The 25,253-nt window shown below is 50.3% G+C and carries 23 protein-coding genes; 14 read left to right on the forward strand and 9 right to left on the reverse strand.

Features of this window, described 5'->3' with window-relative positions; all coding sequences use genetic code 11:
- The first annotated feature begins 23 nt into the window (after positions 1–23).
- From accB to GY634_RS02340, 6 genes are all read left to right on the forward strand, one after another.
- The gene (gene accB, locus GY634_RS02315; protein ID WP_166406947.1) at positions 24–488 is read left to right on the forward strand and encodes an acetyl-CoA carboxylase biotin carboxyl carrier protein; all 465 of its coding nucleotides are present in this window, start codon (positions 24–26) and stop codon (positions 486–488) included.
- 4 nt (positions 489–492) lie between these two features.
- On the forward strand, positions 493–1,839 hold the full coding sequence (accC, locus tag GY634_RS02320) for an acetyl-CoA carboxylase biotin carboxylase subunit (RefSeq protein ID WP_166406948.1): 1,347 nt from the start codon (positions 493–495) through the stop codon (positions 1,837–1,839).
- A gap of 63 nt (positions 1,840–1,902) precedes the next feature.
- The gene (gene prmA, locus GY634_RS02325; protein ID WP_166406949.1) at positions 1,903–2,823 is read left to right on the forward strand and encodes a 50S ribosomal protein L11 methyltransferase; all 921 of its coding nucleotides are present in this window, start codon (positions 1,903–1,905) and stop codon (positions 2,821–2,823) included.
- A 10-nt stretch (positions 2,824–2,833) separates the two neighbouring features.
- Entirely contained in the window at positions 2,834–4,006 is a 1,173-nt protein-coding gene (locus GY634_RS02330) for a zinc-ribbon and DUF3426 domain-containing protein (protein WP_166406950.1), read from the forward strand.
- 4 nt (positions 4,007–4,010) lie between these two features.
- Positions 4,011–4,952: a carbohydrate kinase family protein gene (locus GY634_RS02335; RefSeq protein WP_166406951.1), complete on the forward strand. Its 942-nt coding sequence runs from the start codon at positions 4,011–4,013 to the stop codon at positions 4,950–4,952.
- Between the two features lie 47 nt (positions 4,953–4,999).
- Complete coding sequence (locus GY634_RS02340) at positions 5,000–5,506, forward strand: outer membrane lipoprotein (protein WP_166406952.1); 507 nt, start codon at positions 5,000–5,002, stop codon at positions 5,504–5,506.
- A gap of 48 nt (positions 5,507–5,554) precedes the next feature.
- Here the strand turns inward: GY634_RS02340 and GY634_RS02345 are convergent, their stop codons facing one another.
- Positions 5,555–6,382, reverse strand: coding sequence for an IclR family transcriptional regulator (locus GY634_RS02345; protein WP_166406953.1), 828 nt, complete (start codon positions 6,380–6,382; stop codon positions 5,555–5,557).
- Positions 6,383–6,631: 249 nt separating this feature from the next.
- Between GY634_RS02345 and GY634_RS02350 the strand changes: the two genes are divergently transcribed.
- The 5 genes from GY634_RS02350 to GY634_RS02370 all read left to right on the forward strand — a co-directional run bounded on the left by GY634_RS02350 (position 6,632) and on the right by GY634_RS02370 (position 12,919).
- Positions 6,632–7,411, forward strand: coding sequence for an enoyl-CoA hydratase/isomerase family protein (locus tag GY634_RS02350; protein ID WP_166406954.1), 780 nt, complete (start codon positions 6,632–6,634; stop codon positions 7,409–7,411).
- A gap of 65 nt (positions 7,412–7,476) precedes the next feature.
- Positions 7,477–8,535, forward strand: coding sequence for an ABC transporter substrate-binding protein (locus tag GY634_RS02355; protein ID WP_166406955.1), 1,059 nt, complete (start codon positions 7,477–7,479; stop codon positions 8,533–8,535).
- An 11-nt stretch (positions 8,536–8,546) separates the two neighbouring features.
- A complete protein-coding gene (locus tag GY634_RS02360; RefSeq protein ID WP_166406956.1) occupies positions 8,547–9,605 on the forward strand; it encodes an ABC transporter ATP-binding protein in 1,059 nt (352 codons plus the stop codon).
- Between the two features lie 9 nt (positions 9,606–9,614).
- Complete coding sequence (locus tag GY634_RS02365; RefSeq protein WP_166406957.1) at positions 9,615–11,384, forward strand: ABC transporter permease subunit; 1,770 nt, start codon at positions 9,615–9,617, stop codon at positions 11,382–11,384.
- A complete protein-coding gene (locus GY634_RS02370) occupies positions 11,381–12,919 on the forward strand; it encodes an AMP-binding protein (RefSeq protein WP_166406958.1) in 1,539 nt (512 codons plus the stop codon). The genes GY634_RS02365 and GY634_RS02370 overlap by 4 nt, the downstream gene beginning before the upstream one ends.
- A gap of 57 nt (positions 12,920–12,976) precedes the next feature.
- On the opposite strand, the gene GY634_RS02375 is transcribed toward GY634_RS02370, so the two are convergent.
- Positions 12,977–13,552, reverse strand: coding sequence for a YggT family protein (locus GY634_RS02375; RefSeq protein ID WP_166406959.1), 576 nt, complete (start codon positions 13,550–13,552; stop codon positions 12,977–12,979).
- 5 nt (positions 13,553–13,557) lie between these two features.
- Entirely contained in the window at positions 13,558–13,707 is a 150-nt protein-coding gene (locus GY634_RS02380) for a hypothetical protein (protein WP_166406960.1), read from the reverse strand.
- Between the two features lie 341 nt (positions 13,708–14,048).
- Between GY634_RS02380 and GY634_RS02385 the strand changes: the two genes are divergently transcribed.
- The 3 genes from GY634_RS02385 to pntB all read left to right on the forward strand — a co-directional run bounded on the left by GY634_RS02385 (position 14,049) and on the right by pntB (position 17,694).
- Positions 14,049–14,552 (forward strand): hypothetical protein, encoded by a 504-nt coding sequence (locus tag GY634_RS02385; protein WP_166406961.1) that lies wholly within the window; start codon positions 14,049–14,051, stop codon positions 14,550–14,552.
- A gap of 212 nt (positions 14,553–14,764) precedes the next feature.
- A complete protein-coding gene (locus GY634_RS02390; protein WP_166406962.1) occupies positions 14,765–16,303 on the forward strand; it encodes a Re/Si-specific NAD(P)(+) transhydrogenase subunit alpha in 1,539 nt (512 codons plus the stop codon).
- 14 nt (positions 16,304–16,317) lie between these two features.
- On the forward strand, positions 16,318–17,694 hold the full coding sequence (gene pntB, locus GY634_RS02395) for a Re/Si-specific NAD(P)(+) transhydrogenase subunit beta (protein WP_166406963.1): 1,377 nt from the start codon (positions 16,318–16,320) through the stop codon (positions 17,692–17,694).
- A 558-nt stretch (positions 17,695–18,252) separates the two neighbouring features.
- Here the strand turns inward: pntB and GY634_RS02400 are convergent.
- Genes GY634_RS02400 through GY634_RS02425 form a run of 6 tightly spaced genes read right to left on the reverse strand, consistent with a single transcriptional unit; the run spans position 18,253 to position 24,842 of the window.
- Entirely contained in the window at positions 18,253–19,518 is a 1,266-nt protein-coding gene (locus tag GY634_RS02400) for a HAMP domain-containing sensor histidine kinase (RefSeq protein WP_166406964.1), read from the reverse strand.
- Positions 19,519–19,524: 6 nt separating this feature from the next.
- A complete protein-coding gene (locus GY634_RS02405) occupies positions 19,525–20,223 on the reverse strand; it encodes a response regulator transcription factor (protein WP_166406965.1) in 699 nt (232 codons plus the stop codon).
- Positions 20,224–20,225: 2 nt separating this feature from the next.
- Positions 20,226–21,689, reverse strand: coding sequence for an ArnT family glycosyltransferase (locus GY634_RS02410; RefSeq protein WP_166406966.1), 1,464 nt, complete (start codon positions 21,687–21,689; stop codon positions 20,226–20,228).
- Positions 21,673–22,698 (reverse strand): glycosyltransferase family 2 protein, encoded by a 1,026-nt coding sequence (locus GY634_RS02415; RefSeq protein ID WP_166406967.1) that lies wholly within the window; start codon positions 22,696–22,698, stop codon positions 21,673–21,675. The genes GY634_RS02410 and GY634_RS02415 overlap by 17 nt, the downstream gene beginning before the upstream one ends.
- Positions 22,682–23,134: a GtrA family protein gene (locus GY634_RS17420; RefSeq protein WP_423227281.1), complete on the reverse strand. Its 453-nt coding sequence runs from the start codon at positions 23,132–23,134 to the stop codon at positions 22,682–22,684. The genes GY634_RS02415 and GY634_RS17420 overlap by 17 nt, the downstream gene beginning before the upstream one ends.
- Entirely contained in the window at positions 23,028–24,842 is a 1,815-nt protein-coding gene (locus tag GY634_RS02425; RefSeq protein ID WP_341352804.1) for an LTA synthase family protein, read from the reverse strand. Before GY634_RS02425 ends, GY634_RS17420 begins: the two co-directional genes overlap by 107 nt.
- Positions 24,843–25,253 lie beyond the last annotated feature (411 nt).

Genomic DNA, 25,253 nt, shown 5'->3' on the forward strand with positions numbered 1-25,253 from the left:
AGGCGGTGCAGCAGGATGCACGCATGGATCTTAGAAAACTCAAAACCCTGATTGACCTAGTAGCAGAATCTGATATTTCTGAACTGGAAGTAACTGAAGGTGATGGCAAAGTCCGCATCGTAAAAGCATCTGCCGCTGCTGCACAGCAAGTGGTATATGCCGCTCCCCAAGCCGCTATGCCTGTTGCTGCTCCTGCAGCCGCTGCTGCACCTGCTGCAGCACCCGCCGCTGACGCAGCGCCTGCCGCTCCAGCTGGTCACGTTGTACCTGCTCCAATGGTTGGTACTTTCTACCGTGCTCCTAACCCAGGTGCAGCACCCTTTGTAGAAGTAGGTCAATCCGTGAAAGAAGGTGATGCTCTGTGCATTATCGAAGCGATGAAACTGCTGAACGAAATTGAAGCAGACAAGAGCGGTGTGATTAAAGAAATCCTGATTGAAAACGGTGAACCCGTTGAATTTGGTCAACCTCTGTTCGTGATCGGCTAAGTCCATGTTTGACAAGATCCTCATTGCCAACCGGGGCGAAATCGCCCTACGTATCCAGCGCGCATGTCGTGAAATGGGCATCAAAACGGTGGTGGTGCACTCGGATGTTGACCGTGAAGCCAAGTATGTACGATTGGCTGACGAGTCCGTGTGTATTGGTCCAGCGCAGGCTCGCGACAGCTACTTGAGCATGCCCGCCATTATTTCTGCTGCCGAAGTTACCGATGCCGAAGCCATTCACCCTGGCTACGGTTTCTTGGCTGAAAATGCCGACTTTGCCGAGCGTGTGGAAAAATCCGGGTTTGTCTTCATTGGTCCACGTCCTGAAACCATTCGCCTGATGGGCGATAAGGTGACTGCCAAGAAAACCATGATCGAAGCAGGTGTACCGGTAGTACCGGGCTCTGCTGGTGCCTTGCCGGATGACCCTCAAGAAATCATTCGTATTGCTCGTGATATCGGGTATCCAGTGATTGTTAAAGCCTCTGGTGGTGGCGGTGGCCGCGGTATGCGCGTGGTCTTCACCGAAGGTTCACTGCTGACAGCCGTCGCGACAACGCGTACTGAAGCTGCAGCAGCCTTTAACAATCCCGAGGTATACATGGAAAAATACCTCGAGAACCCACGTCACATCGAAATTCAAGTGATGGCTGACGGTGGCCGTAATGCGGTCTGGCTGGGCGAGCGTGATTGCTCCATGCAGCGTAGACACCAAAAAGTTATAGAAGAAGCACCTGCACCAGGTATTCCTCGCAAGCTGATCGAACGTATTGGCGATCGCTGTGTAGAAGCATGTAAAAAACTGGGCTATCGCGGTGCTGGTACGTTTGAGTTCTTGTATGAAAACGGTGAGTTCTACTTTATCGAGATGAACACCCGTATTCAGGTTGAGCACACTGTGACTGAAATGATCACAGGCTTAGACTTGATTCAAGAGCAAATCAAAATTGCCGCAGGCGAGAAGTTCACATTGCGTCAGCGTGACATCGTGTTTGAAGGCCACTCTATAGAGTGCCGTATCAACGCTGAAGACGCATTCAAGTTCATTCCTAGCCCAGGGAAAATCACCAACTGGCACACACCAGGGGGCCCCGGCGTACGTATGGACTCGCATGTGTACTCTGGTTACACAGTTCCGCCTAATTATGATTCCATGATTGCGAAGCTGATTACCTACGGTGCTACACGTGAACAAGCGATTGCACGTATGTCTATCGCCTTGTCTGAAATGGTGGTGGAAGGTATTAAAACCAACATTCCACTGCATCGTGAACTGATGCAAGATGGGGCATTCCGCGAAGGCGGTGCCAGCATCCACTATTTAGAACAAAAACTTGCCCAACGCCCATAAGGCAAACGGTAAAATAAGAACAGGGGTTTAGTACCCCTGTTTTCTTTTTGGTGGGAATTGATTATGCGAGAACTGATACTGCATTGCAGCGAGCAACAAGCGGAAAGCTTGTCCGATGCCTTGCTGGAACTGGGCGTGCTGTCGGTGTCGGTTGAAGATGCTGATGAACACACCGAGCAAGAAAAACCGTTGTTTGGCGAGCCAGGTATGGAGCCAGAAGTCTTGGCGTGGCAACGTAACCGTGTGGTTGCTCTATTGCCTGAAGACGTAGAGCCTGAAGACATAGTTGCGCAGCTTAACGAGCAGTCTGATGTGGCGATACCGGCTACAGCATGGTCCGTGCGTGACGTACCCGATAGCGACTGGGTGCGTATTACCCAAGCGCAATTTGGCCCCATACGTGTGGGCGACAAAGTATTGATCGTGCCGAGTTGGCACCGAGATGATCCTGACCTTGTCATACCCGAGCAGGGCGACGAAGGTGGGATACGTATAGAATTAGATCCAGGCCTAGCCTTTGGTACAGGTAGTCATCCTACTACCCACTTGTGTTTGCATTGGTTGGCTGAGGCTGCCTTAACCGATCAGACCGTGCTAGATTATGGTTGTGGCTCAGGTATTTTGGCTATTGCAGCCAAAAAACTGGGTGCGAGCAACGTCGATGCCGTGGACATTGATGCGCAAGCCGTCAGCTCCACTACCTATAACGCCGAAGTGAATCAGGTAGCGATCAACGCAAGCTTGCCGGATGCGCTGGGCGATGGGCACTACGATGTAGTGGTTGCCAATATCTTATCTGGCCCACTTAAAGTGATGGCCTCTATGTTATGTGGGCGAGTACGTCCGGGCGGCTACTTGGCGTTGTCCGGTATTTTGGATTGGCAGGCAGAAGAGTTGATTGAAGCCTATGCGCCATGGATTCCTATGCAGGTATGGCAAGAGCGTGAAGGCTGGATATGTTTGGCAGGTCGCCGACCCGCTTAAGTAGGTAGTGATGGCTATGGAACTGGTAACGCTTTGTCCTCATTGTCAGACCCGTTTTACGATAAACGTTGAACAGTTGCAGCGCCGCAAAGGCTATATACGCTGTCCACAATGCTCGGCTATTTTTGATGGTTTTGAGCAGGTGGTTCCTGAAGGGCCTCAGCCACAAACGCCACGTTCGGTGACGCAAGCGGACGGTCTACAGCGTTGGCAGCCTGAGGCGGCGCCAGTTCCAATAACGCCCACTCCTGAGCCAGTCGCGCCCGAACCTCCGGTTGCGCCTGCTGTCGTGTATGTACCAGAGCGGGCTGAAGAGGCCGATGATTATTCGGACTACGACGATATAACGGAAGACGAAGAAGACCACACCTCAATGCCAGACGAGGTGCCAACGGCTGACCCAGTGCAGTGGATATCGGCCCGCTATGAACCGCCAGTTGATGAAGTTCATGAGCCTATTTACGAAGACCCCGACGAGCACGATCACAACCCACATGGCGAGGAGCACGAGGATAGATTCTTTGTTCCCCCGCGCAGCAGTGGGGTATTGGCGCGTGAGCGTGAACCCGCATGGCGCATAGGTGCGGCAGAGGAAGACGATACGTCGCCCGTTTTTATTGCCAGCGGTCGCAGAGGGCATGACAACGATAGATCGTACCATCGTTATGATGAGCCACACGATTTGCCTCGCAGTTTGCGCTTGGTGCGTTTTTTCTGGATGGTAGTGGCCTTAATTCTACTGGTAGTGCTTGCTGTACAGGCCTTATATGTGTTTCGTTTGCAGATCGCTAATGCGGTGCCAATGACACGCCCTGTGCTGGAAGCGTTGTGCGAGAAAGTAGGGTGTACAGTCCCTTATGTACGCAATATAGCGGACATTAAAGTGGTGTCTTCTGCGTTGCAGGTTCAGCAAGCAGGCTCTGGAAGCACCATGAAGCAGTATCAGTTACGAGTGCGACTGCGTAACGCGGATGATCAGGCGCAAGAGTGGCCCACATTGGTGGTAACGTTTACTGATGTGGCTGCTGCGGTAGTATCTCGTGTAGAAGTACAGCCTAAGAAGTACTTAAGTGCCCAACAACTGGCACAACCGTTTGCGGCGCAGTCAGAAATTGAGTTTGTGTTGCCTGTGCAGTCAGCAACACGTATCAATGGTTATAAAATCGATAAATATTTTAGGTAGGCTTATGTCTGAGCGAATTCTGGTATGTGGGTCGTTGGCTTTTGATACCATCACGGTGTTTGAGGGTCATTTTAAAGATCACATCTTACCTGATAGTGTGAAATCACTAAGTGTGTCGTTCTTGGTTCCTAACATGCGCAAAGAGTATGGCGGTTGTGCAGGAAATATTTCCTACAACCTGAATTTGCTAGGTGCGCAAGCCGTACCGGTAGGCACTATTGGTGTGGATGCACAGGATTACCTGCAATACATGCGTAATCTGGGTATAGATACCAGCATGATTCAAATGCGTCCCGATACCTTCTCGGCACAGTGTCATATCACTACCGATTTAGATGGTAATCAAATTGCGGCATTTCATCCCGGTGCGATGCAGTACTCCAGCGAAAATGATTTGTCAGGCCAAGAGGCGGCGTGGGCGATTGTGGCCCCCGACTCCAAAGAAGGCATGTTTGCCAATGCTGAGCGCCTGCATAAACAAGGCACGCCTTTTATTTTCGATTTGGGCCAAGCCATGCCATTATTTGATGGCGACGATTTGCAGCGCATGATTACGCTGGCCAGTATTTTGACGGCGAATGATTACGAGGCCGAAGTGATAGAGCAGCGCACTAAGCGTTCTATCCAGGAAATTGCGGGCGAGTTACAAGCTGTGATCATTACGCGTGGAAGCGAAGGCGCGACCCTGTATACTGACGGACAGGAAACCGCTATTGCCCCTATAGTCATCAAAGACGTAGCAGATCCTACCGGATGTGGTGATGCACACCGTGCTGGTCTGTTGTATGGATTGGCTAAGGGTTGGAGTCTTTACGATTCTTGTTGCTTGGGGAATGTAATGGGCGGGATTAAAATCACTTCCCAAGGTCCTCAGAACCATCAGCCTTCCAGTGCGGAAATCAGTGCACTGCTGAAGCAGAATTACGATTTGGATGTGAAGTTTTAAGGCATCGTGCCTTGAGCGAATATTGTCCGTATTTACATGGAGTACATATGATTAGTCTAGCAACAAAACAAGGCGCAGCACGACGTTTTGCTGCGGTTGCCTTGGCCGTATCTCCTTTGGTGTTCATCGCTGGTTGTGCCAATAAATCGGCGTCCAGCAACGTGTATACCTATGGGCAAGCCCAACGCGAACAAATCGTGCGTATGGGTACTGTAATTTCTAGTCGTCCAATCGTGATTCAAGACGATCAAAGCTCTGGCGTAGGTATGGGTGCTGGTGCAGCAATTGGTGGCGTTGCAGCCAGCACTATTGGCGGTGGTCGTGGTCAGACATTGGCGACTATTGGTGGTGCATTGCTAGGCGGCCTATTGGGTAATGCCATCGAAAACCGTGTAGGTAAAACCGATGGTTTGGAAATTACCGTGCGCTTGGATAACGGTGAAACACGTGTGATTGCTCAAGAAGCAGACATACAGTTTGTGCCTGGTCAGCGTGTACAGTTGTTAAGCGGTACAGGCCCAACACGTGTAGTACCAGCCCCTGCACAGTACTAAACGGCTAGAGGCTACATAAAAACGGGACACTATAAAGTGTCCCGTTTTTTATTCTCTGCTGGAAATAGCGCGTCCAGCCTCAATCAGTAATGCTGCAATACGTAGCTCTTCCTCTGGTCCTTTCCAGCGAGATAGCGACACGGCGATATTGATAGCCCCCACTGGACGGTTGTCAGAGTTCACAATCGCTACAGCCGTAGAAATATCCCCTAGATATAGTTCGTTTTCGGCGTGAGCATAGCCCTTTAGGCGTATTGCTTCCAAGCGTTTCATAATCGCCGCTTTATCGTAGATGGTGTGCTGGGTATAGGGCACCAATTCCGATGCATCCAAAATAGCCTCTGCTTCGGCCGAGGGAAGCGCTGCCAACATTGCTAGTCCAGAAGACGTGCAGTAGGCGGGCAAGCGTGTGCCCACGATGACCTCTGGTGTCAGTACATGGCGGCTCACAATGCGCTGCAAATACACAATCTCGGTGTGATCCAGCGTAGAAAAGTTGACTGTTTCTTCGGTTTCTATGGCCAGCTGCTGCAAAAACGGTGTGGCTCTACTGACTGAATCATTAGCTGAAATGTACTGATGCGACAGGTCTAGCATGCGCGGCGATAACTCATAGAGCTTGGACTCTTCGTCTTTCATCAAAAAGCCCAAATGCTGCAAGGTAAAGGTAAAGCGCTGCGTCGCACTAATGTCTAGTGTGGATAGCTGAGCGATTTGCGACAACGACAGTCTTCTGTGCTTGTGGTTAAAGACAGAAAGAACGCGAAAGGCTTTCTCTACTGAATTTACAAACAGTGAGGATTCGGTGGGTGCCTTCTTGGCAGCACGACGTTTTTTGGGGGACTGAGTAGCAGGTTGGGAAGAGTTCACAGTCATGAGTGTTGGTTTGTAAAAGTTTATCGCATAACAATAACACGCGTTTTTTGGGTTTTCAATGCAAATGGATGTTCGTGTACTTATCTTATTGTTATGCAAGTGATTTTAGTAATGGATAAGGGTTTTTGTGTGTGGTGAAAGAGAAAACTCTAGGGGTTCTTAATGGATATCCCTAGTTTTTTTACTTTTACTAAGAAAATATCATTGTTTTCACTAACAATTAATCGCTATGCAATAAAAGGTTATTTTATGAGCAATAAGTTTATCGAGACAGAAAAACTAGGTAACGTCGCTGTGATTAGGTTGAATCGCCCCGAGAAGCTAAACGCGTGGCACGGTGCTATGCGTGAGGAAATCATGCAGGCGTTGAAAAACTTTGATAGTGATGACAGCGTGCGTTCATTGATCATGACCGGAGCCGGTAATCGTGCTTTTAGTGCAGGGCAAGATTTAGAAGAAGCGCAGAATTTTGATGTGAGCGATTCCGCTGTGTGGATACAGTCGTGGGAGCGCTTTTACGATGTACTGCGCAATCTTCAAAAACCATTGGTGATGGCGTTGAATGGCACGGCAGCAGGGTCGGCGTTTCAGGTCACATTGTTGGGGGATATTCGCGTCGCCCACGCTGGTGTGAAGATGGGGCAGCCAGAAATTAACTCGGGTATTGCTAGCGTGACAGGGCCATGGATTATGAACCTGATGTTGGGCATGTCCAGAACCATTGAGCTCACGTTGACGGGGCGCATGATGGAAGCCGAAGAAAGTCATCGCATAGGTTTGATCCACCATCTGGTAGCTGAAGACCGTGTCTTTGCTAAAGCCTTAGAAATCGCACAAGAGCTGGGTGCGAAGCCACCTGTTGCCATGCGTTTGAACAAACAACGTTTTAAAGAGATGTCGGCAGCCAGTTTTGCAGACACCTTAGAAGCAGCCACTCGTTTACATGCTGAGTCGTATGCCAGTGGCGAACCTGTACGCATGATGGAAGAGTTCTTCAAAGTGCGTAGAGAACGTAAAGTCGCACACTAAGAAAGCGACATCACAGTTTGTTGTAGATGTGTAGAACACACTAAACGAGTGCACTGGAGAGAGACATGGGTACACCTAAAAGTATGATGCGCCGCCGATTATTACAAGCCACAGGCGGATTAGCATTGGCCGGAACTAGCCTAGGAGCATGGGCGAATAAAGATAAAAAAATTATCGTTGCTGACCCAGGTGGTCCGTACTCTGCAGCGTACCGTAAAGCGTTTTACGATCCGTTTGAGAAAGAAACGGGTATACGTGTCGTCAACGTTGCCCGCGAGGCGCAGCCCGTTGCGCAAATTAACGCTATTGTGCAGACCAAGAACTATATCTGGGACGTTACTACGTTAACGTTGTCAGCAGATATTCCCTATTTGGAATCTCAGAACCTGCTGGAACCTCTGGATATAACCTTAGCTGAAGTGCCCGGTTTGATTCCCGAGGCCTTAACTTCTACGTGGTTAGGGGTAGATATTTACTCTACGGTGTTGGCTTACCGTACTGACAAATACAGTGAAGGCCCTCAGAACTGGGCAGACTTCTGGAATGTAGAGAAATTTCCAGGCCGTCGTTCGTTGAGACGTAACCCGCTGGACACTTTAGAACAAGCATTGATGGCAGATGGTGTGCCGTTGGACCAGTTGTACCCCTTAGATGTGGACAGGGCTTTTCGTAGCCTAGACAAAATTAAACCTCATATCGCGATTTGGTGGACATCAGGTGCTCAGGCCATGCAGGCCATACAAAACGGTGACGTGGACATGATCTCTACCTGGAATGGTAGAGCGCAGGCGGCTATTGATAACGGCGCCCCTGTGAAAATTGTGTGGGATGAAGGTTTGTATTCCATCGAAGGGTGGGGGATTCCACGCGGTACACCCCGTGCAGAAATGGCTAAGCAGTTTGTACGTTTTTGTGCAGACAAACAGCGCCAAGCGTTGTTCACCGACGAACTGGCCTACGGCCCCACCAACCAAGAGGCTTTTGAGTTTATTTCCCCAGAGCGGGCAGAAATTCTTCCTAGCGCACCGCAGAACTTTAAGAACATGGCACTTCCAAGCCCCGAGTGGTGGGCGGCGAATCGTCAGGAAGTGACAGAGCGCTTTAACAACTGGATTATTTCTTAAGAGTCATTGGTATGTACAAGTTGGAAACTAAAGGTCTTGCCAAACGATATGGCGAGACGGACGCTCTGTTGCCTACTGATTTGCAAGTGAAAGCAGGTGAGTTCTTAACCTTGCTTGGGCCATCAGGCTCAGGCAAGACCACATTGCTGATGATGATCGCGGGTTTGGTGGATCCCAGCGGTGGTCAGTTGCTGATTGATGGAAAAGATGCCACACACGCTGCCGCCGGGCAGCGTGGCATAGGTATGGTCTTCCAAAGCTACGCTTTATTTCCACACATGAATGTGTGGGATAACGTGGCTTATGGTTTGCGTATGCGGCAAGTGAAGGGAGCCGCGTTGAACTCGGCAGTGGAAGATGCGTTGGCGATGGTCAAAATGACAGATTACGCTAAGCGCTTACCCAAAGAGTTATCGGGTGGGCAGCAGCAACGCGTGGCATTAGCAAGGTGTTTTGCGTATAGGCCATCGGTGGTGCTGTTGGATGAACCCTTAGGGGCATTGGATAAAAAGCTGCGCGAACACATGCAGTTGGAAATCCGTCGTCTACACGATGATTTGGGGGCAACGTTTATTTATGTGACCCACGATCAAGACGAAGCCTTAACCATGAGTGATCGTGTGTGCTTGATGAACCAAGCGCGTATAGAGCAACTGGGTACACCGCAAGAACTGTACGACCGACCTTGCTCGCGTTTTGCAGCCGACTTTATTGGGCAATCCAATTTGCTGGATGGGCGTATGACTGCCACGCAGGCGTTCGAGGCCGGCTCATACACCTTACCGGTAGAGACTGCTTATGTCCCGCCTAATCAGCATAGTGATGCATCTACCTTACTCATACGTCCAGAGATGGCTGAGCTGGTGTCACCTACAGATGGTTTTGTGCAGGGCACGGTGGCTGAAATGGTGTTTTTGGGTTCAGAGATACGCGTACAGGTGAAGCTAGATGGTGTGGCAGAGTCTAGCAACCTCTTTAGCGTGCGCTGCCCTAGACGCCATATGGCGGGTTTGGGTGACAAAGTAGGTATTCGCTGGGATGTGGCCTCTACCAGTGTGCTGATGCAGTAGGAGTAAGTCATGACGAATAGGGCAGCAGTGTTGCAACCCTCTTTGCAGGCTAGCAACACCACTAAGCAGTGGAAGTGGTTACGGGCATGGTTACCCGCTTTGCCAGCTATCGTATTTTTGGGTGTGTTTTTTCTTTTGCCGGTACTGCAAATTTTGCAGGGCGGCTTTATGTCGGCCGATGACGAATTTAGCGTGAAGCAGTTCGCGCGATTGTTCGAGACACCGGTGTACGTCAAAGTGCTGTGGACCACCTTTGGCATTTCCGTGTTAACGGCTGTGTTTTCCGTGGTGTTTGGTTACCCCATCGCGTTATTGCTCAGCAGTTTTAACGAGCGCCGTCGCAACCGCTGGTTGCTGTGGATCATGCTGCCGTTTTGGACCAGTTATTTAGTGAAAACCTATGCGTGGATGCTATTGCTATCGCGCAGTGGTGTGTTGACCAGTGTGGCAGAAGGCTTAGGGTTAATTGATGGTAATGCCTCGTTAATGCCTTCGTTGTCTGGGGTGCTGGTAGGTATGGTGCATGCCATGCTGCCATTAGCGGTGTTGACTATGCTGCCTATTATGCAAGGCATTAGTCGGCAGTTAGGCCAAGCAGCGGAAACGCTGGGTGCGGGTAGAGCCACAGGCTTTCTGACTGTCTTTTTGCCATTGTCCATGCCCGGTGTAGCAGCGGCAGGCCTATTGGTGTTCATTACCAGCTTGGGTTTCTTTATTGTGCCTGCTTTGTTGGGCACGCCGCGCGAAACCATGATTGCACAGTTGGTGATTTCATCTGTGCTAGAGCTGTTTGATCTGAAGTTTGCGGGGGCGTTGTCCACAGTACTGCTGCTGTGTTCCATCGTGGTTTTTTATGTGTATGACCGCATGGTGGGGTTAACGTCGTTAGCGGGTGCCGAAGCGAAGCGACGTGCTAAAGGCTCTGGCATCACACTGAAAATTTTGCTGTATATAGGTCAGCGTTTAGACAGATTCTTACCTCTGCAAACATCTGCTGCTGCGTCGTCGCATAAGGTGTTGAATGGTTATACCTGGTTGGTACTGCTGTTTTTGGTGCTGCCCGTCATTATTGTGGTGCCCATCGCCTTTACGAAGAATGCAGTAGTAGCGTTCCCCCCCGAGCTGTTTAGTCTGCGCTGGTTTAAAGAGTTCTTTAACTCGTCTGTGTGGCAGGCGGCCGTAATCCGATCTTTTGGTATTGGCTTAACCACCGCATTCTTAGCCGTTGTGCTGGGTTTTGGGGCGACGTTCGCATTGACCAAACTACCCTCTAGATGGACCAAGCTGCTATTCGGGATTTTTGTTGCACCGTTAATCGTGCCACGTATCGTCATCGCCATTGGGCTGTTGTATTTGTTTGCGAGTACAGGTTTGGTAGGCACGGACTTAGGCATGGTGATTGGTCATACCGTCTTGGCTTTACCGTATGCCGTGGTGACGCTATCTGCCGGTTTACGCTTGTTTGACTGGCGACTGGATGATGCCGCACGCATTTTAGGGGCGTCTATTACTGCACGTTTACGCACCGTCATTTTGCCTTTGTTGGCAGGTAGCTTAGCGTCCGCGTTCCTGTTTGCGTTCATCGTATCGTTTGACGATCTCACTATCGCGATTTTCGTGAGTGGCGGTATCAACACCACCTTGCCTAAACAAATGTGGGACGACATTCAATTAGCCGTAACGCCTACGTTGGCAGCGGTATCAACGGTATTACTAATAGTTGTGACCGTAGTGATTTCAATTTCTTCCTATTTCAAAAACAGGCGTAGTGGACTATGAACGGCTTTGAGCAGTATTTCGAAAAACGCATAGAAAATGATCAGTGGGATGTAGCACCGCTTTTGTACCGAGGGCTCAGCCAAACCGCAGAGCAGGATGTTATAGAGTTTGAGTCGGTGCCACTGTCTAGAAAAGTGTTAGCGCAACAGGTAGCGGGGTTTCAGCAGTGGTTGGTTGAGCGCGGCATTACTAAGGGCGATAGCGTTGCCGTCATGCTGAGCAACACGGCAGAGCATATAGCATTGCTCTATGCATTGATGCTGTCTGGTGTGGTGTGGATTCCAGTGAACACCAAGGTAAAGGGGCCGGGTGTGCGTTATATCGTCGAGCATGCCACACCGTCATTGGTGATTGCCGAGCCAGAGTTTGCTGACGTATTAGCGGATGCTGGTGTTCTGGCAGGGCAGTGGGTAGAACTGCAGAGTATGGTGTTAGCGCACGATGCGGTGTTACGCCATCCCACGATTACGCCATCAGACACCTTATGCATTATCTATACCTCGGGGACGACGGGGGCTCCTAAAGGCGTGGTGTTCACGCACCGCATGATGCGTGTAGCAAGTGAGGCGGCGATTCAGGTGGCGGGCGTTAAGGCAGGGTCAAGACTGTTTTTGTGGGAGCCTTTATGTCATATAGGAGGGGCACAAATGCTGTTGGTGCCCTTCTTGGAAAACGTATGTTTGCTGATTGTGAAGCGTTTTTCCGCCAGCCGGTTTTGGTCGCAGTGGCAAGCAGCTAGAGCTACGCATCTGCACTATTTAGGAGGGATCTTAGATATTTTGGTGCGCTTGCCGCAAGATGAAGTTCCCGAAGGTGCCAGCATCCAAACGGCGTGGGGGGCTGGAGTCTCGAAAAATGCGTGGGTTGCTACCCAAGAACAGCTAGGCTGCGAGCTGCGCGAGTGCTATGGCATGACAGAGTGCTCTAGTTTCGCCACGTTTAACGCATCAGGAAAACCGGGCTCCATAGGTAAAGCCTTACCGTGGATTCAGGTGGAGCTGTTAGATGAGGAGGGACACGCTGTTGCCACGGGTGAAATAGGGCAAATGGTGTTATCTAGTCCGCTAGATGGGGTATTTTTACCCGAATATTTGCACAATGCTGATGCTACACAGAAAACCGTGCAGCAGGGCAAGCTCTATACCGGTGATGCGGCATGGCAAGACAGTGATGGTGATCTGTTTTTTGTGGGTAGAAAAACAGATAGCATGCGCGTTCGCGGTGAGAACGTTTCGGCGTGGGAAATAGAGCGTATTTTTGCCGAGCATGATGCGGTAGAGGCTTCTGCTGCGGTTGGGGTTGCCAGCGACATCGGCGAGCAAGAAATTATGTTGTTTGTGAAGTTCCGACCTGACAGCGAACTAGAGTGGTCAGAGCTCATTCAGTGGGCATCAAAAAAGTTAGCCTCCTACCAAGTGCCGCGTTTTTATCGTGCAGTAGAGCGTTTTGAGTTAACGCCTAGTGAGCGTATTAAAAAGCATTGTTTAGATAAAAATAGTGCCTTGGCGTGGGACCGTCTGGCTGTCGTAGCCTAACGGAGTCCAAAACAAAAAAAGCCCGCCTAAGCGGGCTTTTTTATAGCAGACGCTACGTTAGAAAGCACCTGCAAAGACGCCTAGCTTCAAACGTCCCAGAATAAAAATGGCAATCTGGGCTAGTACCAACAACGCCAGTGGTGAGAAATCAAAGGCACCTGTACGTGGCAGCAGACGACGTATGGGGTTGAGCAAAGGGGTGGTTAGGGTGTTCAGAATAGGCATTACAGGCGCCATAGGGTTCACCCATGACAAGATTGCCTGAATCAGCGTTACCCACAACACCATGTTGGCAGCCCAGCCTGCAACCGTAAAGACGGCAGACAGCAGTGCACGCAGCCAGAAGTCGCCCGGCACGAACAGGCCTGCATCGGTGAGCAGTAACAACGTTAGTGCCACATGCACATAGGCCACAATATAGGCCGCGGCAATGCTAGGCCAATCTACGTGCTGTTGATTAGGCAACAAGCGATGCAGAGGTTGTACCGCCCAGTCGGTGACTTTAAAAATAGCCTGAGAATAGGGGTTAAAGGGGTGCAGGCGAATGGCATATAGCCATGCACGTAACACAAATGCTATGCCCAGCAGGCTTAGGGCAATATTTGCAATAAAGTACAAAATATCAGTGAACATGGCGCTTAAGGACGGTTACCAGTAGGGAACGGCCAAGAACCTGCAGGATTTACATCGCGTTTTGCGGCGGGTGCTTTCTCGGCAGATTTAGCAGGTTTTTTGGTCGCTGCAGTTTTGCTTGCCGTGGTGCTGCTGGCTTTTTTTGCTGTGGCCATCGTGAGACTCCTTGCGTATAAGATCTGGGCAATCGCTGTGTGACGTAAGCGTCTACCGCACTGCCTGTGTAGTATTCAATCACGCCTATTTTACAGGCATGTGGTGGCTTTATATTGGGCTATTTTAGCCCTCTCTGAATCTTATGTTGGGGGCGACTACAGAGAATTACCAGAGGTCTACTTAGGGTAACAAAATGTAGGTGCCTACAGTGTGTAGAGAAATTCCTATAGAAGGCAGGCAAAGCGTAGCAGCTGAGGTAGAATATTTTTCTAGGATGCAGAGCGGGTGCTCTGTTTTACACAGCTATTCGCAAAGGTGACTTATGCGTGCGGGCGCACAGATGAAGCGAAAAGGGATGAATTACCTAGCAGGCATGGCCGTATTGGCTTTAGCCGGTTGCGTGACTATGCCTACTGAACCACAAACTACTAACCAGCCCAGCGTGGCGGTGGATACGCGCCCTGTGGCGTGTACGCCAGCCAATGCTGAAGACCCCGTGATTGGGAACTGGTTAAGTAAGCGCAATGAAAAAGGTATTCAAGGCGAGTTACGTACGTTGGTAACCCTGCAGGCCAATGGGCAAATGCTGTATACCGAGCAGGTGAAACGTCCGCGCCAACCATCACAAGGGTTATCTGAAGCCGGTTGCTGGACTCGCGATGGCCAAACCATTGTTTTGCAAACGCTGGAGTCTAATGGTTTGCCGGTAGAGGCCGATGATCCATTATTTACCAATCGTTTTGCTATCGAGCGTCAGCAAGGTAAACGATTAGTAGTACGTGCGGAAACTGGTGCACGCTACACACTGGAACAAGTCTCGCCCGGATATCGCTTGCCGTTCTAATCTGGCGAGTCCTATATGACTAAACCCCTGTTAGCGTGAGTTAACAGGGGTTTTTCTTGGTCATTACACAACACTTTAGTTGTAGATATGCGCAGTTATGGGGAGGATGGTCTTATCGCGACGTAAAAGACTTTATCAGGTAGAAAAAATCGTTAATTATTTTAATAGCCTAATCAATATAGGCAGAGCTCACCGCATAAGGACGGATAACGATGAGAATAGGGATACCCAGAGAGACAATACCCGGTGAAACGCGTGTAGCGGCTACACCTAAAAGCGTAGAGCAACTACAGAAGTTGGGTTTTGACGTGGTGATAGAGGCAGGCGCAGGAAAAGCCTCCAGTTTTGACGATGCGCTGTACAGCGCCATCGGCGCCACGGTAAGTGATGCAAGCAGCGTATGGAGCTGTGACGTCATTTATAAGGTGAACGCACCTACCCCCCACGAAGTAGAGCTACTGCAGCCCGGCACCATGTTGGTGTGCTTTATTTGGCCAGCGCAGCACCCCGAGCTACTACAGCGCTTAACAGAGAAGCAAGTCACTGTATTAGCGATGGATATGGTGCCACGTATTTCTCGCGCGCAAGCGATGGATGCCTTGTCATCTATGGCCAATATCAGCGGTTACCGCGCTGTCGTAGAAGCGGCCAGTGCCTTTGGGCGTTTCTTTACCGGACAAATTACGGCTGCCGGGAAGATGCCGCCAGCAGAGGTGTTGGTAATTGGTGCTGGGGTAGCAGGTTTGGCTGCCATTGGCGCCGCACGCCAGTTAGGGGCGATTGTTAAAGCCTTTGATACACGCCTAGAAGTGGCAGAGCAAATTACGTCCATGGGCGGTCAGTTTCTAAAACTGGATATACCCGTAGAAAACACCGGCAGTGGTGATGGCTATGCCAAAACCATGAGCGATGAATTTATCGCGGCCGAGATGAAGCTATTTGCTGAACAGGCTAAGCAGGTAGATATCATCATTACTACTGCCGCTATCCCCGGCAAGCCAGCACCTAAGCTGATTACGCGCGAGATGGTAGACAGCATGAAAGCAGGCTCCGTGATTGTGGATTTGGCGGCGCTCACCGGCGGTAACTGTGAGTACACCGTGCCTGGTGAGGCTATCAGGACAGAAAATGGCGTTACAGTGATTGGTTACACCGACTTGGCAAACCGTTTGGCAGGCCAAGCGTCGCAGCTTTACTCCACTAACCTTGTGAACTTAGCCAAACTGTTGGCACCAGCCAAAGATGGCGTGGCGGTATTGAACCAAGAAGACGTGGTGCTGCGTAATATGCTGGTTTGCCATCAGGGTGAACTGCTGTATCCGCCGCCACCTATACAAGTGTCCGCAGCACCAGCTAAGGCCAGTGCGGCCAAACCTATTGAAGTAGCACCTGCTGCACCAATGGCATTGTGGAAAAAGTTGCTTGCGCTGGGTGTAGGGGGCTTGTGTTTCTTGTGGCTGGGGGCCAATGCACCAGCGGCATTTTTGAACCACCTTATTGTGTTTGTCTTGTCGTGTGTGGTGGGCTATTACGTGGTCTGGAACGTCACGCACTCCTTGCATACGCCACTGATGTCGGTAACCAATGCGATCTCCGGCATTATTGTGGTGGGGGCGCTATTGCAAATAGGTCAGGGTAATGGCTGGGTATCGTTTCTAGCATTCATCGCGATCTTGATTGCCAGCATCAATATATTCGGTGGGTTCTTTGTGACGCACCGCATGTTGAAGATGTTCCGTAAAGACAAATAAAAGGAAAACAAATAATGTCTCAAGGTCTTGTAACGGCAGCTTATATTATTGCCGCCGTGTTTTTTATCCTTAGTTTGGCACGTTTATCTAAGCAAGAAACGGCACGCAGCGGTAACTACTTTGGCATAGCGGGGATGGCACTGGCCCTGATTGCCACCATTTTTAGCGATCAGGCCTCAGGCTTTGGCTGGGTCATTCTTGCCATGTTAATTGGTGCGGGAATTGGTCTGTATAGAGCGCAGCGCGTAGAAATGACACAGATGCCCGAGCTGATTGCGTTGCTGCACAGTTTTGTGGGCTTAGCGGCTGTATTGGTGGGGTATAACAGCTACGCGAATGCAGACAGCGTTGCATTAGATATGCATACCATTCACTTGGTTGAAGTGTTTATTGGTGTGTTTATTGGGGCGGTCACGTTTACGGGGTCGCTAGTGGCGTTTGGGAAGTTAAATGGCCGTATTTCTAGCAAACCGTTGGTGCTACCTAATAAACATAAGCTGAATCTGGCGGCATTGGTCGTTGCCTTCTTGTTGCTGATCATTTTCGTTAAGGCCGATGGCTCTACCATTGCCTTGCTGTTGATGACACTGATTGCATTGGCGTTTGGCTGGCACTTAGTAGCCTCTATTGGCGGTGCCGATATGCCGGTAGTGGTGTCTATGTTGAACTCCTACTCGGGCTGGGCCGCAGCGGCAGCAGGCTTTATGTTGGGTAACGATTTGCTGATTGTGACTGGTGCACTGGTGGGGTCGTCAGGGGCCATTTTGTCGTACATCATGTGTACCGCCATGAACCGTTCATTCTTATCGGTGATTGCAGGTGGTTTTGGTACGGAAGGTGGTGTGTCTGACAGCGCAGAAGAAACGGGTGAGCACCGTGAAATCCAGCCAGCTGACGTCGCTGACATGCTGAAAAATGCCAGTTCGGTGATTATTACTCCCGGCTACGGTATGGCCGTAGCACATGCGCAAAATGCGGTGTCTGAAATTACCGAGTTTTTGCGAAACAAAGGGATAGCGGTGCGCTTTGGTATACACCCAGTAGCGGGGCGCTTACCCGGGCACATGAACGTGCTGTTAGCCGAAGCGCGTGTGCCCTATGACATCGTGCTGGAAATGGATGAAATCAACGATGACTTCTCAAGCACAGATGTGGTGTTGGTAATTGGGGCGAATGACACCGTGAATCCTGCCGCTGCCACCGATCCGCATAGTCCTATTGCTGGAATGCCTGTGCTGCATGTGTGGGAAGCGCAAAATGTGATCGTGTTTAAACGATCCATGAACTCAGGCTACGCTGGGGTGCCTAATCCGCTGTTCTATAACGAGAACTCGTATATGTGTTTTGGTGATGCCAAAGCGACAGTGGAGCAGATTTTGAAAGCCTTGTAGCAGTATCAAAGTTTTTAACTGCAGGCTTTAGGGTCTGACAACGCTCTGGTGTGTAGCCAGAGCGTTGTTGTTTTAGGGGGCGCTTACGAGGATTGTGTGGGCGGTTGAAATCTAGTGGCTGTATTCATCGCACATGCTGGGGAGCTGCAGAAGAATTTTTTGTGATTTGAGAAACCAAATCAAAAAAATTTTCTCTCCGCTCCCCTGAACATGCTGCTACTGCTAGGTTTATAGCCCTTTCTTAAGGTACTTCTGGAGCACGTTAGGAAACTAACGACAGCATTGTCTAAGTGGCACAGTGCAGCACACTGCTTTTTACTGAAGTATGCACAACTCACAGAAATCACCCATCTAAAAACCGTTGCAAGCGATGAAGGAAAGGCGGATGGAAGTGTTTTTTTATTTGGTGTCTCAAATAAAAAAATACTTTCGCAGCCTTAGGCTACGGCAGACAGTCGTGAGTAAGTGGGCTGTAAACTCAACGCCTCCCTGAAGCTATCGCTATTGATAGTTTTACCGCCTTAGGCTACGACTGCCGGTAGCGGAGCAGTGGGCTGGTCAGCAACAGGCCTTTGTACCTTGTGGACTCGCATCGGCGTAATGGATGTACACACAATGGCCGTTGGCATCGTGCTGTATATGTAGGGTCCAACCCAACTTCTCGCACAGCAGAGTCACAATATACAGACCCAAACCGCTACTGCCTTTTTGTGGTGGTGCAGTAGTGAGTTTGTTGACGGGTAGTCCAGAACCCTGATCGCAGATAGCAATGTGGGTGTGTTCTAAGCTAACCGTAATGGGGCCACTGGTATGCTGTAGCGCGTTGTGTATGACATTGCGCAGCAAAATGCGCACAAGTACAGGGTTGCTGACCAAATACACATCAGAGTCCGGTTGTTTCACGGTGACACGCTGGGTGGTGTCATAGAAGTGTGCGGTATCTTGAATGATAGTCTGCACCGTCTCCGGTAGATTGATGGGCTCAATGGGCAGGTCTTGGGTGTCTTGCCGTGACAGCTTTAACAAGGCATCTACGTTATCGGCCATTTCTACCGAAGCACGCCGAATGCGTAATAGGGTTTGGCAGTCATTGGCTTGTTGTTGATTACGCTGCTCAATTACATCCAATGCGCCTGAAATCACGGCAATAGGGGTGCGTAGCTCATGGCTAGCCAAGCTTAGTAGTTGCTGTTCACGCTCAATGAAGGCTTCCATTTCAGCCAAGAACAGGTTCATGGTGACAGCAATGTGGTGTAGCTCACGGTCGTGGTACTGCAGCTCTAGGGGTTGGATTTTTTTCCCTGGTGCTAAGGCGGCAACTTGTTCGCTTAATGATGTCAGTGGCGCGACAAGTTTGCGGCTGCTGTAGTAGGCCAAAAGCAGGCTTAATAGCACCATACCCACCATGATTAAGGCTACCGAGATCAGTAAAGTGGTCTCACGCTCCTCAAAGGCCGTGATGTTACGCGCCCAATACAAGGTTCCTTGCGGTGTTTGTTCAATGTTGACCAAGTAAGTTTGGTCACCCAGCACTATTTCAGATTTGGCATGTGTGCTAGACGGTGAAAAGGGGGCTGGGAGCTCGTCAGGAATAGGGGTACCGGTAGGGACGAAGGCAAGTTTGTTGAGTTGCCCATCCCAGATAAAGAGTTCTTTCTGATGCTGGGAATTGAGCAGTTCGGGCGGAATGTGGTCCGCCTGTGAACCCAACAGCACATCTTCTAGGTTCTCGTTGGTAAGCAGTACGGTGGTGATGGTGACCAGCATACTGACCACCGATAGGGCAAACAGCGCTTTGTAAATTCTAGAGGTTATGCTTTTCATGATGCGCTACTCGGCCATGTGCAGGATGTAACCGCGTCCATGCAAGGTCTTCACCAGTGGTTGTTGCGTATATTCGGTCAATTGCTTACGTAGCGCATAGACATGAGTACGCACGGTGTGATGCTCGGTTGCTCGCCCATCCCAGACTTGTTCTACCAATTGCTCATGACTAACGGGGCGGGGGTAGGCGCGCAGTAAAATGTCAAAAATCTTGGCACTATAACCGGTTAAGGTACCCACGGCTTTCTGCTGCACAAACACTGTGTAGGTGTCTGGGTCGAAGCTAATTTCTTTGAAATGCAGCAAGGGGTCGGTGGACACCGCACTGCGGCGGGCTAAGGCCTGTACGCGTAAACTCAGCTCTTTAAGATCAAAAGGCTTTACCAGATAGTCGTCTACGCCCGCATTAAAGCCTTGGGTTTTATCGTCTATATGATCTTTGGCGGTAATCAAAATAATGGGGGTGTTACAGCGCAGGTCGCGACGCACCCGTTGGCTAATCTCAAAACCATTAATGCCAGGCAACATCACATCCAGCACAATGACATCGTAATGATTCGTGGCCAGCAGGTGCAATGCTGTTAAGCCGTCCGAGGCAAAATCAGGTAAGTATTGCGCTTCATTGAAGAACTCATACAGGTTCTCGGCCAAGGAAACATTGTCTTCAACAATTAACAAACGAATTTTGCCAAAATTTTGAGTCATATTCAGTGTGGCGAACGCATAAACAGTTGATAACGCTTCGAATGGGCAATTGCAGTGTAATGCGCATCCGTGATGGTTTTTACTGTTTGTGTATCGTAGTTTGCAATAGCGATAAACCGAGGGGCGGTAGACTCGTTGTCGGCATTAAACGTTGCCGCATCAAACGGGGCAGTACGCTCCTGACTATAAAACCGTGCGGAAAACGTAGGTTTATCGATGAAGTATAAGGTATCACTAGGGGTGGCACGTGCTAAAAATGCTTCTACTAATGGCTTATCAGTCTTGGTAATGGTGACATCGTGTAAGCTCAAGCCCATGAATACTAACCCAGCTACAGGTAGGATCGCTGCACCTAAGGCTACCGTGCGTTGTAGTCCACGGCTAAAGGGTGGGCAGTAATACGCCGTGAGCATCGCCAGAGGTGCTAGACCTGGCAGTAAGTAAGTCCAGAGTATGTTGCCTGCTGCGGTGAAAAATAAGGCAGGAAACAACGCGGTGATGAACAAATAAATACTGCTGCTAGGTAGCTGTAGGAAAGCACGTAGTCCGTGTTGTCGCCATGCCTTCACGAGTAAGAAGGCGCTCAGCAAACCCCACGGAAACGTGGCAGGTAATAGCGACAGCCAAATACTAGCGGGGGCCGCTTTGTGTGCAGTGCCATACAAGTCACCTTGCCAACCGGGTACCAAAAAGCGGCTGAAGTGTTCACCTATGATGAAGTAATCCAAGAATCCGGGTGTTTTTAGTTCTGCCAGTATGTACCACGGTAGTGATAACAGGCAAAACAGCACAATACCGCTGAACCACGGTAGGCGTTTCAGTAGTTGGGCCACAAAAGCACGTCTGAAAAAAGCAAGAATAACTAATGGGGCGAAGCAGAACACTAGTGCCAATGGCCCCTTGGCGAGCATGCCTAGACTCAGCCCCACAAAAAATGCCCAGCCCCATTGTCTAGAAGGCTGGTAGGCCAGATGTAGTAAGGACACCAAGCTTAGGGTTAGGCCTAGGTTTAAATAGGGATCAGTCAGCACGGCACCGGCGTTGCTAAAGCTTAAACACATGGTGTTATAGAGCAATGCTGCCAGTAACGGTGTGAGTGATTCTTCGTGATTAGGGCGCGGCTGCAGCAGCATCAGGCATCGGGTGCCGTGCATAATCAATGCGGTGATGACAAGGTTTACTAGCCACGACGGTAGCCTGCCGGTGAACTCGTTAATGCCAAATAGCTTGAATGAAAGCGCTTGTGCCCAAAAGGATAGCGGTGGTTTGCCCCAGAAAGGCACGCCGGGTGAAAACCATGGCGTAATCCAATCGTTACTTTGTGCCATGATTTGGGCAATAGCCGCATAACGGGGTTCAGAGCTGTCCGCATAAGGCAGTGCCCACATCACGAGCAATTGGGTGCCTAGTGTGAACAGCAGTAGCACCCATAAGAGTCGCGATGTGCTGTTAGATGTGTGAGGCATGTTTGTAATCGTGTTGGTAAGCAGGCAACAAGGGTGTGTCGGCACCAATGACACTTTTAATCAGAAACACGGGACGCTGTTTGGTCTCTAAATACGCTTTACCTACATAGTCGCCCACTAAGCCCAAGGCGCTTAATTGCAACCCACTAAACAACCCCAACAACAAGATGCCCAGTGTGAGGGTAGACACGGGAGTGCCCATATACAGATGCTCTACCAGCAACCAGACGCCGGTGAGTAAACTGCCCAAACAAATCAGTAGGCCGCAGAGCAAGATCATGCGCAGCGGAGCCGATGAAAACGAGGTAATACCATCTAGTGCTAGGTTGCACAGATGCAGGTAATTCCATTTGCTTTGACCTGCAGGACGTGGGGCGCGGTCGTACTCAATCACATGAGTCGTGAAGCCCACCCAAGCAAATAACCCTTTGTTATAGCGGTTGCGCTCAGGTAATTGCAAAATGGCATCGATCACTTGTCTGGACATTAATCGGAAGTCGCCCGTGTCCGCAGGAATGCTAATACTGCTCACACGGTTTAGCAGGCGGTAATACAGGTGTGCTGTGCTGCGTTTTAGCCATGAGTCCCCTTGGCGGGTACGACGTTTCATGGTGACCACATCGGCGCCAGCGGCCCAGGCTAAGACCATTTCTGGAATCAGCTCTGGTGGGTCTTGTAGGTCGGCGTCCATGACGATCACGGCATCACCACGACAGTGTTCTAAACCAGCGCTTACGGCGGCTTCTTTACCAAAGTTGCGGCTCAGGACCACGATGCGCAATGGTTGTCCTTGGGCTACAGCTTGTCGCAGTAGGGTAAGGCTGTTGTCTTGACTGCCATCGTCCACAAAGACGATTTCGTGGCGTAAGCCCGTAGTTTGCAAAATGGCAAGCAAGCGAGGAATCAGTAAAGGCAATACAGCAGCTTCGTTATAAAGTGGGATCACTACACTCAGCAATTTTGCTGATGAGGTGTGTAGTGTTCTCCACGGTTCAGCAGGAGCGTTCATGAAAGATGATCCTCTGATAAGCAAATAAATTAAGAGTGGCAAGGCTGGCGCTTGTTAACGCTTGTAGTAATAACGGTTGGAGCGTGGGTAGCAGTACCGATAGCCACTGAAAAATAAGTGAGTTCAATGCAATGTTGGTGCTAACCAGCAGCAGGTATCGCACTACGGCTGAGCGGTGTGTGCGGGTGCTGCGGTAGACCAAATGGTATTGGCACATATAGTTCAGTACGGCACCACTTAACGCTCCTATAAATGTGGCGGTTTGGGCGGGGACAGCATGCTGCAATAAGCCATAAAACACGCATATATGCAGCAGCGTCGCCGTCGCACTACTCAGCAGCGACGCTGAAAGAGTGGGAATAAGAGTTCTGAACATCGTGGGTGTGAGGTATGGTGTAGCTGCGTGTGTCATACATGTAGGTGGGCCATAATGCATAAGCCTTGGCGATATCCAATGCTTGTTGGCGCGTGTCTACAGTTTGATAGTCGGCAGGTGCGGCATAGGTGAACTGGCGATGTTTTTTGCCGGGTTCCAATACCGTGAGTAAATCGTTATGCAGATAACCAAAGTTCTCGCCATATTGCATAATGGCGCGCGATACCGTCTGGCGTTTGGTTAAATCTTGACCAATCATGGGGTGCACAATAGAGGCATCCGCCAATGACAGCAGGGTGACCGGTAAATCAATCTGGCTAATAATGCGGTCATCTTGGCGTGCAGCAATAGAGCCACCCAAAATCAGTGCAGGAATATGGAAGTGACGCAGTGGGATGGCATCAGCCCCCCCTACACGGGCGTCGTGGTCAGCGGCAACGAGAAACACGGTGTTCTCCCAGTAGTCCTGTTGCTTAGCGCGTTCAAAAAACTGCCCAATGGCCCAATCGGCATAACGTACGGTATTTTGCACGCTAGCGGGCTCACCTTCAGGGGTGATACGTCCTGTGGGGTACTCCCACGGCGAGTGGTTGCTGACCGAAAAGGCTAAGCATAGTGTGGGCGTATCGTTAGCTTGGCTTAGTACTTCATGTACTTTGCTGAACATGTCTTCGTCGCTCGCACCCCATGTGCCTACAAAGGCAGGGTCTTTGAACTGCGCACGTTCGTGTAGCTCATCAAAGCCATTGCCCATGAAAAAGCCTTTCATGTTGTCGAAGTGCGCTTCACCACCGTAAATAAAATGCGAACGGTAGTTTAAGGATTTCAGCCCTTGCGCCAGCGTAAAGAAGTTTTGTTGCGCACCAGATAGGCGCAATACGGCATCCGAGGCAGAAGGGGGGAAGCCGCATACCAAAGCCTCTAAACCACGTACCGAACGAGTGCCTGTGGCATAGGCACGGCGGAAGTTCCAGCCTTCTTGGGACAATTTGTCTAAGTTGGGGGTAAGGTCCTGACCACCTAAATTACCCACAAACTGTGCACCCAAACTTTCTTCCACAATGATGACGATATTCAGCGGTCTAGTGTGGGAATGGTTGGCGATTTGCTGGTGCAGGCTAGGGAGCTCGGGGCTATGCACCGGAATACCGGCTTGCTCTAACACCAAGCGTTGCATATCGGCTTCGGGCATGTCGCCAAACAGTTCAGCCGCAGAACGTTCGTTTTTCAGGCTGTATAAGGCGTAGGCGACATTATAAATAGAGTTCAGTGCCAAACTGTTCAGCAGGCAATCACCACAATAGGCAACGGTAGAGGGGTTGAGGGGGCGATGACGTAGTGTGCCGCGAATTGCCAGAAAGGTGAGGGCAGCACCGACTAGGCTTAAACCTATGGCAGCCAACCACCCAAAAGACTGGGCGCCTGCAACGGTGCGACCAAAAATTGAAACCCCCACATAGCACAGCACAGCGAGCAGTACTAAGGCGGCAATCACGGGCAGTTTATAGCCCTGCCACAACATGCCAGCAACTTCTTTGGGGTGTTTGAGGTAATCGGTGTACAGCCGGTTAGGGCGGCGCACATCGTATTCCATAATAAATTGCACGCTGGACAGCTCGGGCAAGAGTATAAGCAACCACATGGCACTTAAGTACACAGCATTCACTTGCTGGGCGAACAGCACGTCGTTAAACCATGGCGCCAGCAGCAAAGGTATTGCAACCGCAAAACCCACGGTGGTGGTATCCACGCGCAGACCGCCTAGCATGATGGGAAACACCCCCCCCGCTTTGTGAACGCGCTTGTATTGCCAAGCACTGAGCATCAGTCTAGAAAGGCTTAGGCAGACATAAGTGCTAATGCTGAAAAGTAGAATTTGCCAATACATAGTGTGTGATGTCTCGTCTTGTAGGCTGAGTAAGCAGCGTGATCAGGAGAAAGTAGGCAAATTGTAGAAAGCAGCTTGATCAGGATTTATCAAGCAAACATCAAGATTTCATCAAACTGGTGGGTTTATAGGGCTGGTCTGGTTAGTAGATGTTTCAAATAGCGAAAGCATGGTGCTTTGCAGTGGTTCTGTGCGGCATGAAAATAGAGGGCGGTGTGGCATACCACAACAAAAAAACACAGCGCCCAACCAGAATGTGAATAGTGGCTTAAAATAACGTTTCAGCAGGCG

The organism is Paenalcaligenes suwonensis, assembly GCF_011290505.1.
GTDB lineage: Bacteria > Pseudomonadota > Gammaproteobacteria > Burkholderiales > Burkholderiaceae_B > Paenalcaligenes > Paenalcaligenes suwonensis.

Excerpts from the sequence above, each read along its gene's own strand:
- GY634_RS02400 (WP_166406964.1), bottom strand. The coding sequence starts at position 19,518 with ATGAAAAGCATAACCTCTAGAATTTACAAAGCGCTGTTTGCCCTATCG.
- accC (WP_166406948.1), top strand. The coding sequence starts at position 493 with ATGTTTGACAAGATCCTCATTGCCAACCGGGGCGAAATCGCCCTACGT.
- GY634_RS02410 (WP_166406966.1), bottom strand. The coding sequence starts at position 21,689 with ATGCCTCACACATCTAACAGCACATCGCGACTCTTATGGGTGCTACTG.
- GY634_RS02385 (WP_166406961.1), top strand. The coding sequence starts at position 14,049 with ATGAAGCGAAAAGGGATGAATTACCTAGCAGGCATGGCCGTATTGGCT.
- accB (WP_166406947.1), top strand. The coding sequence starts at position 24 with ATGGATCTTAGAAAACTCAAAACCCTGATTGACCTAGTAGCAGAATCT.
- GY634_RS02360 (WP_166406956.1), top strand. The coding sequence starts at position 8,547 with ATGTACAAGTTGGAAACTAAAGGTCTTGCCAAACGATATGGCGAGACG.
- GY634_RS02370 (WP_166406958.1), top strand. The coding sequence starts at position 11,381 with ATGAACGGCTTTGAGCAGTATTTCGAAAAACGCATAGAAAATGATCAG.
- GY634_RS02425 (WP_341352804.1), bottom strand. The coding sequence starts at position 24,842 with ATGCTAGGCGGTCTGCGCGTGGATACCACCACCGTGGGTTTTGCGGTT.
- GY634_RS02335 (WP_166406951.1), top strand. The coding sequence starts at position 4,011 with ATGTCTGAGCGAATTCTGGTATGTGGGTCGTTGGCTTTTGATACCATC.
- GY634_RS17420 (WP_423227281.1), bottom strand. The coding sequence starts at position 23,134 with ATGCATTATGGCCCACCTACATGTATGACACACGCAGCTACACCATAC.
- GY634_RS02355 (WP_166406955.1), top strand. The coding sequence starts at position 7,477 with ATGGGTACACCTAAAAGTATGATGCGCCGCCGATTATTACAAGCCACA.
- GY634_RS02345 (WP_166406953.1), bottom strand. The coding sequence starts at position 6,382 with ATGACTGTGAACTCTTCCCAACCTGCTACTCAGTCCCCCAAAAAACGT.
- GY634_RS02405 (WP_166406965.1), bottom strand. The coding sequence starts at position 20,223 with ATGACTCAAAATTTTGGCAAAATTCGTTTGTTAATTGTTGAAGACAAT.
- GY634_RS02340 (WP_166406952.1), top strand. The coding sequence starts at position 5,000 with ATGATTAGTCTAGCAACAAAACAAGGCGCAGCACGACGTTTTGCTGCG.
- GY634_RS02330 (WP_166406950.1), top strand. The coding sequence starts at position 2,834 with ATGGCTATGGAACTGGTAACGCTTTGTCCTCATTGTCAGACCCGTTTT.
- GY634_RS02365 (WP_166406957.1), top strand. The coding sequence starts at position 9,615 with ATGACGAATAGGGCAGCAGTGTTGCAACCCTCTTTGCAGGCTAGCAAC.
- GY634_RS02380 (WP_166406960.1), bottom strand. The coding sequence starts at position 13,707 with ATGGCCACAGCAAAAAAAGCCAGCAGCACCACGGCAAGCAAAACTGCA.
- prmA (WP_166406949.1), top strand. The coding sequence starts at position 1,903 with ATGCGAGAACTGATACTGCATTGCAGCGAGCAACAAGCGGAAAGCTTG.
- GY634_RS02390 (WP_166406962.1), top strand. The coding sequence starts at position 14,765 with ATGAGAATAGGGATACCCAGAGAGACAATACCCGGTGAAACGCGTGTA.
- GY634_RS02350 (WP_166406954.1), top strand. The coding sequence starts at position 6,632 with ATGAGCAATAAGTTTATCGAGACAGAAAAACTAGGTAACGTCGCTGTG.
- GY634_RS02415 (WP_166406967.1), bottom strand. The coding sequence starts at position 22,698 with ATGAACGCTCCTGCTGAACCGTGGAGAACACTACACACCTCATCAGCA.
- GY634_RS02375 (WP_166406959.1), bottom strand. The coding sequence starts at position 13,552 with ATGTTCACTGATATTTTGTACTTTATTGCAAATATTGCCCTAAGCCTG.
- pntB (WP_166406963.1), top strand. The coding sequence starts at position 16,318 with ATGTCTCAAGGTCTTGTAACGGCAGCTTATATTATTGCCGCCGTGTTT.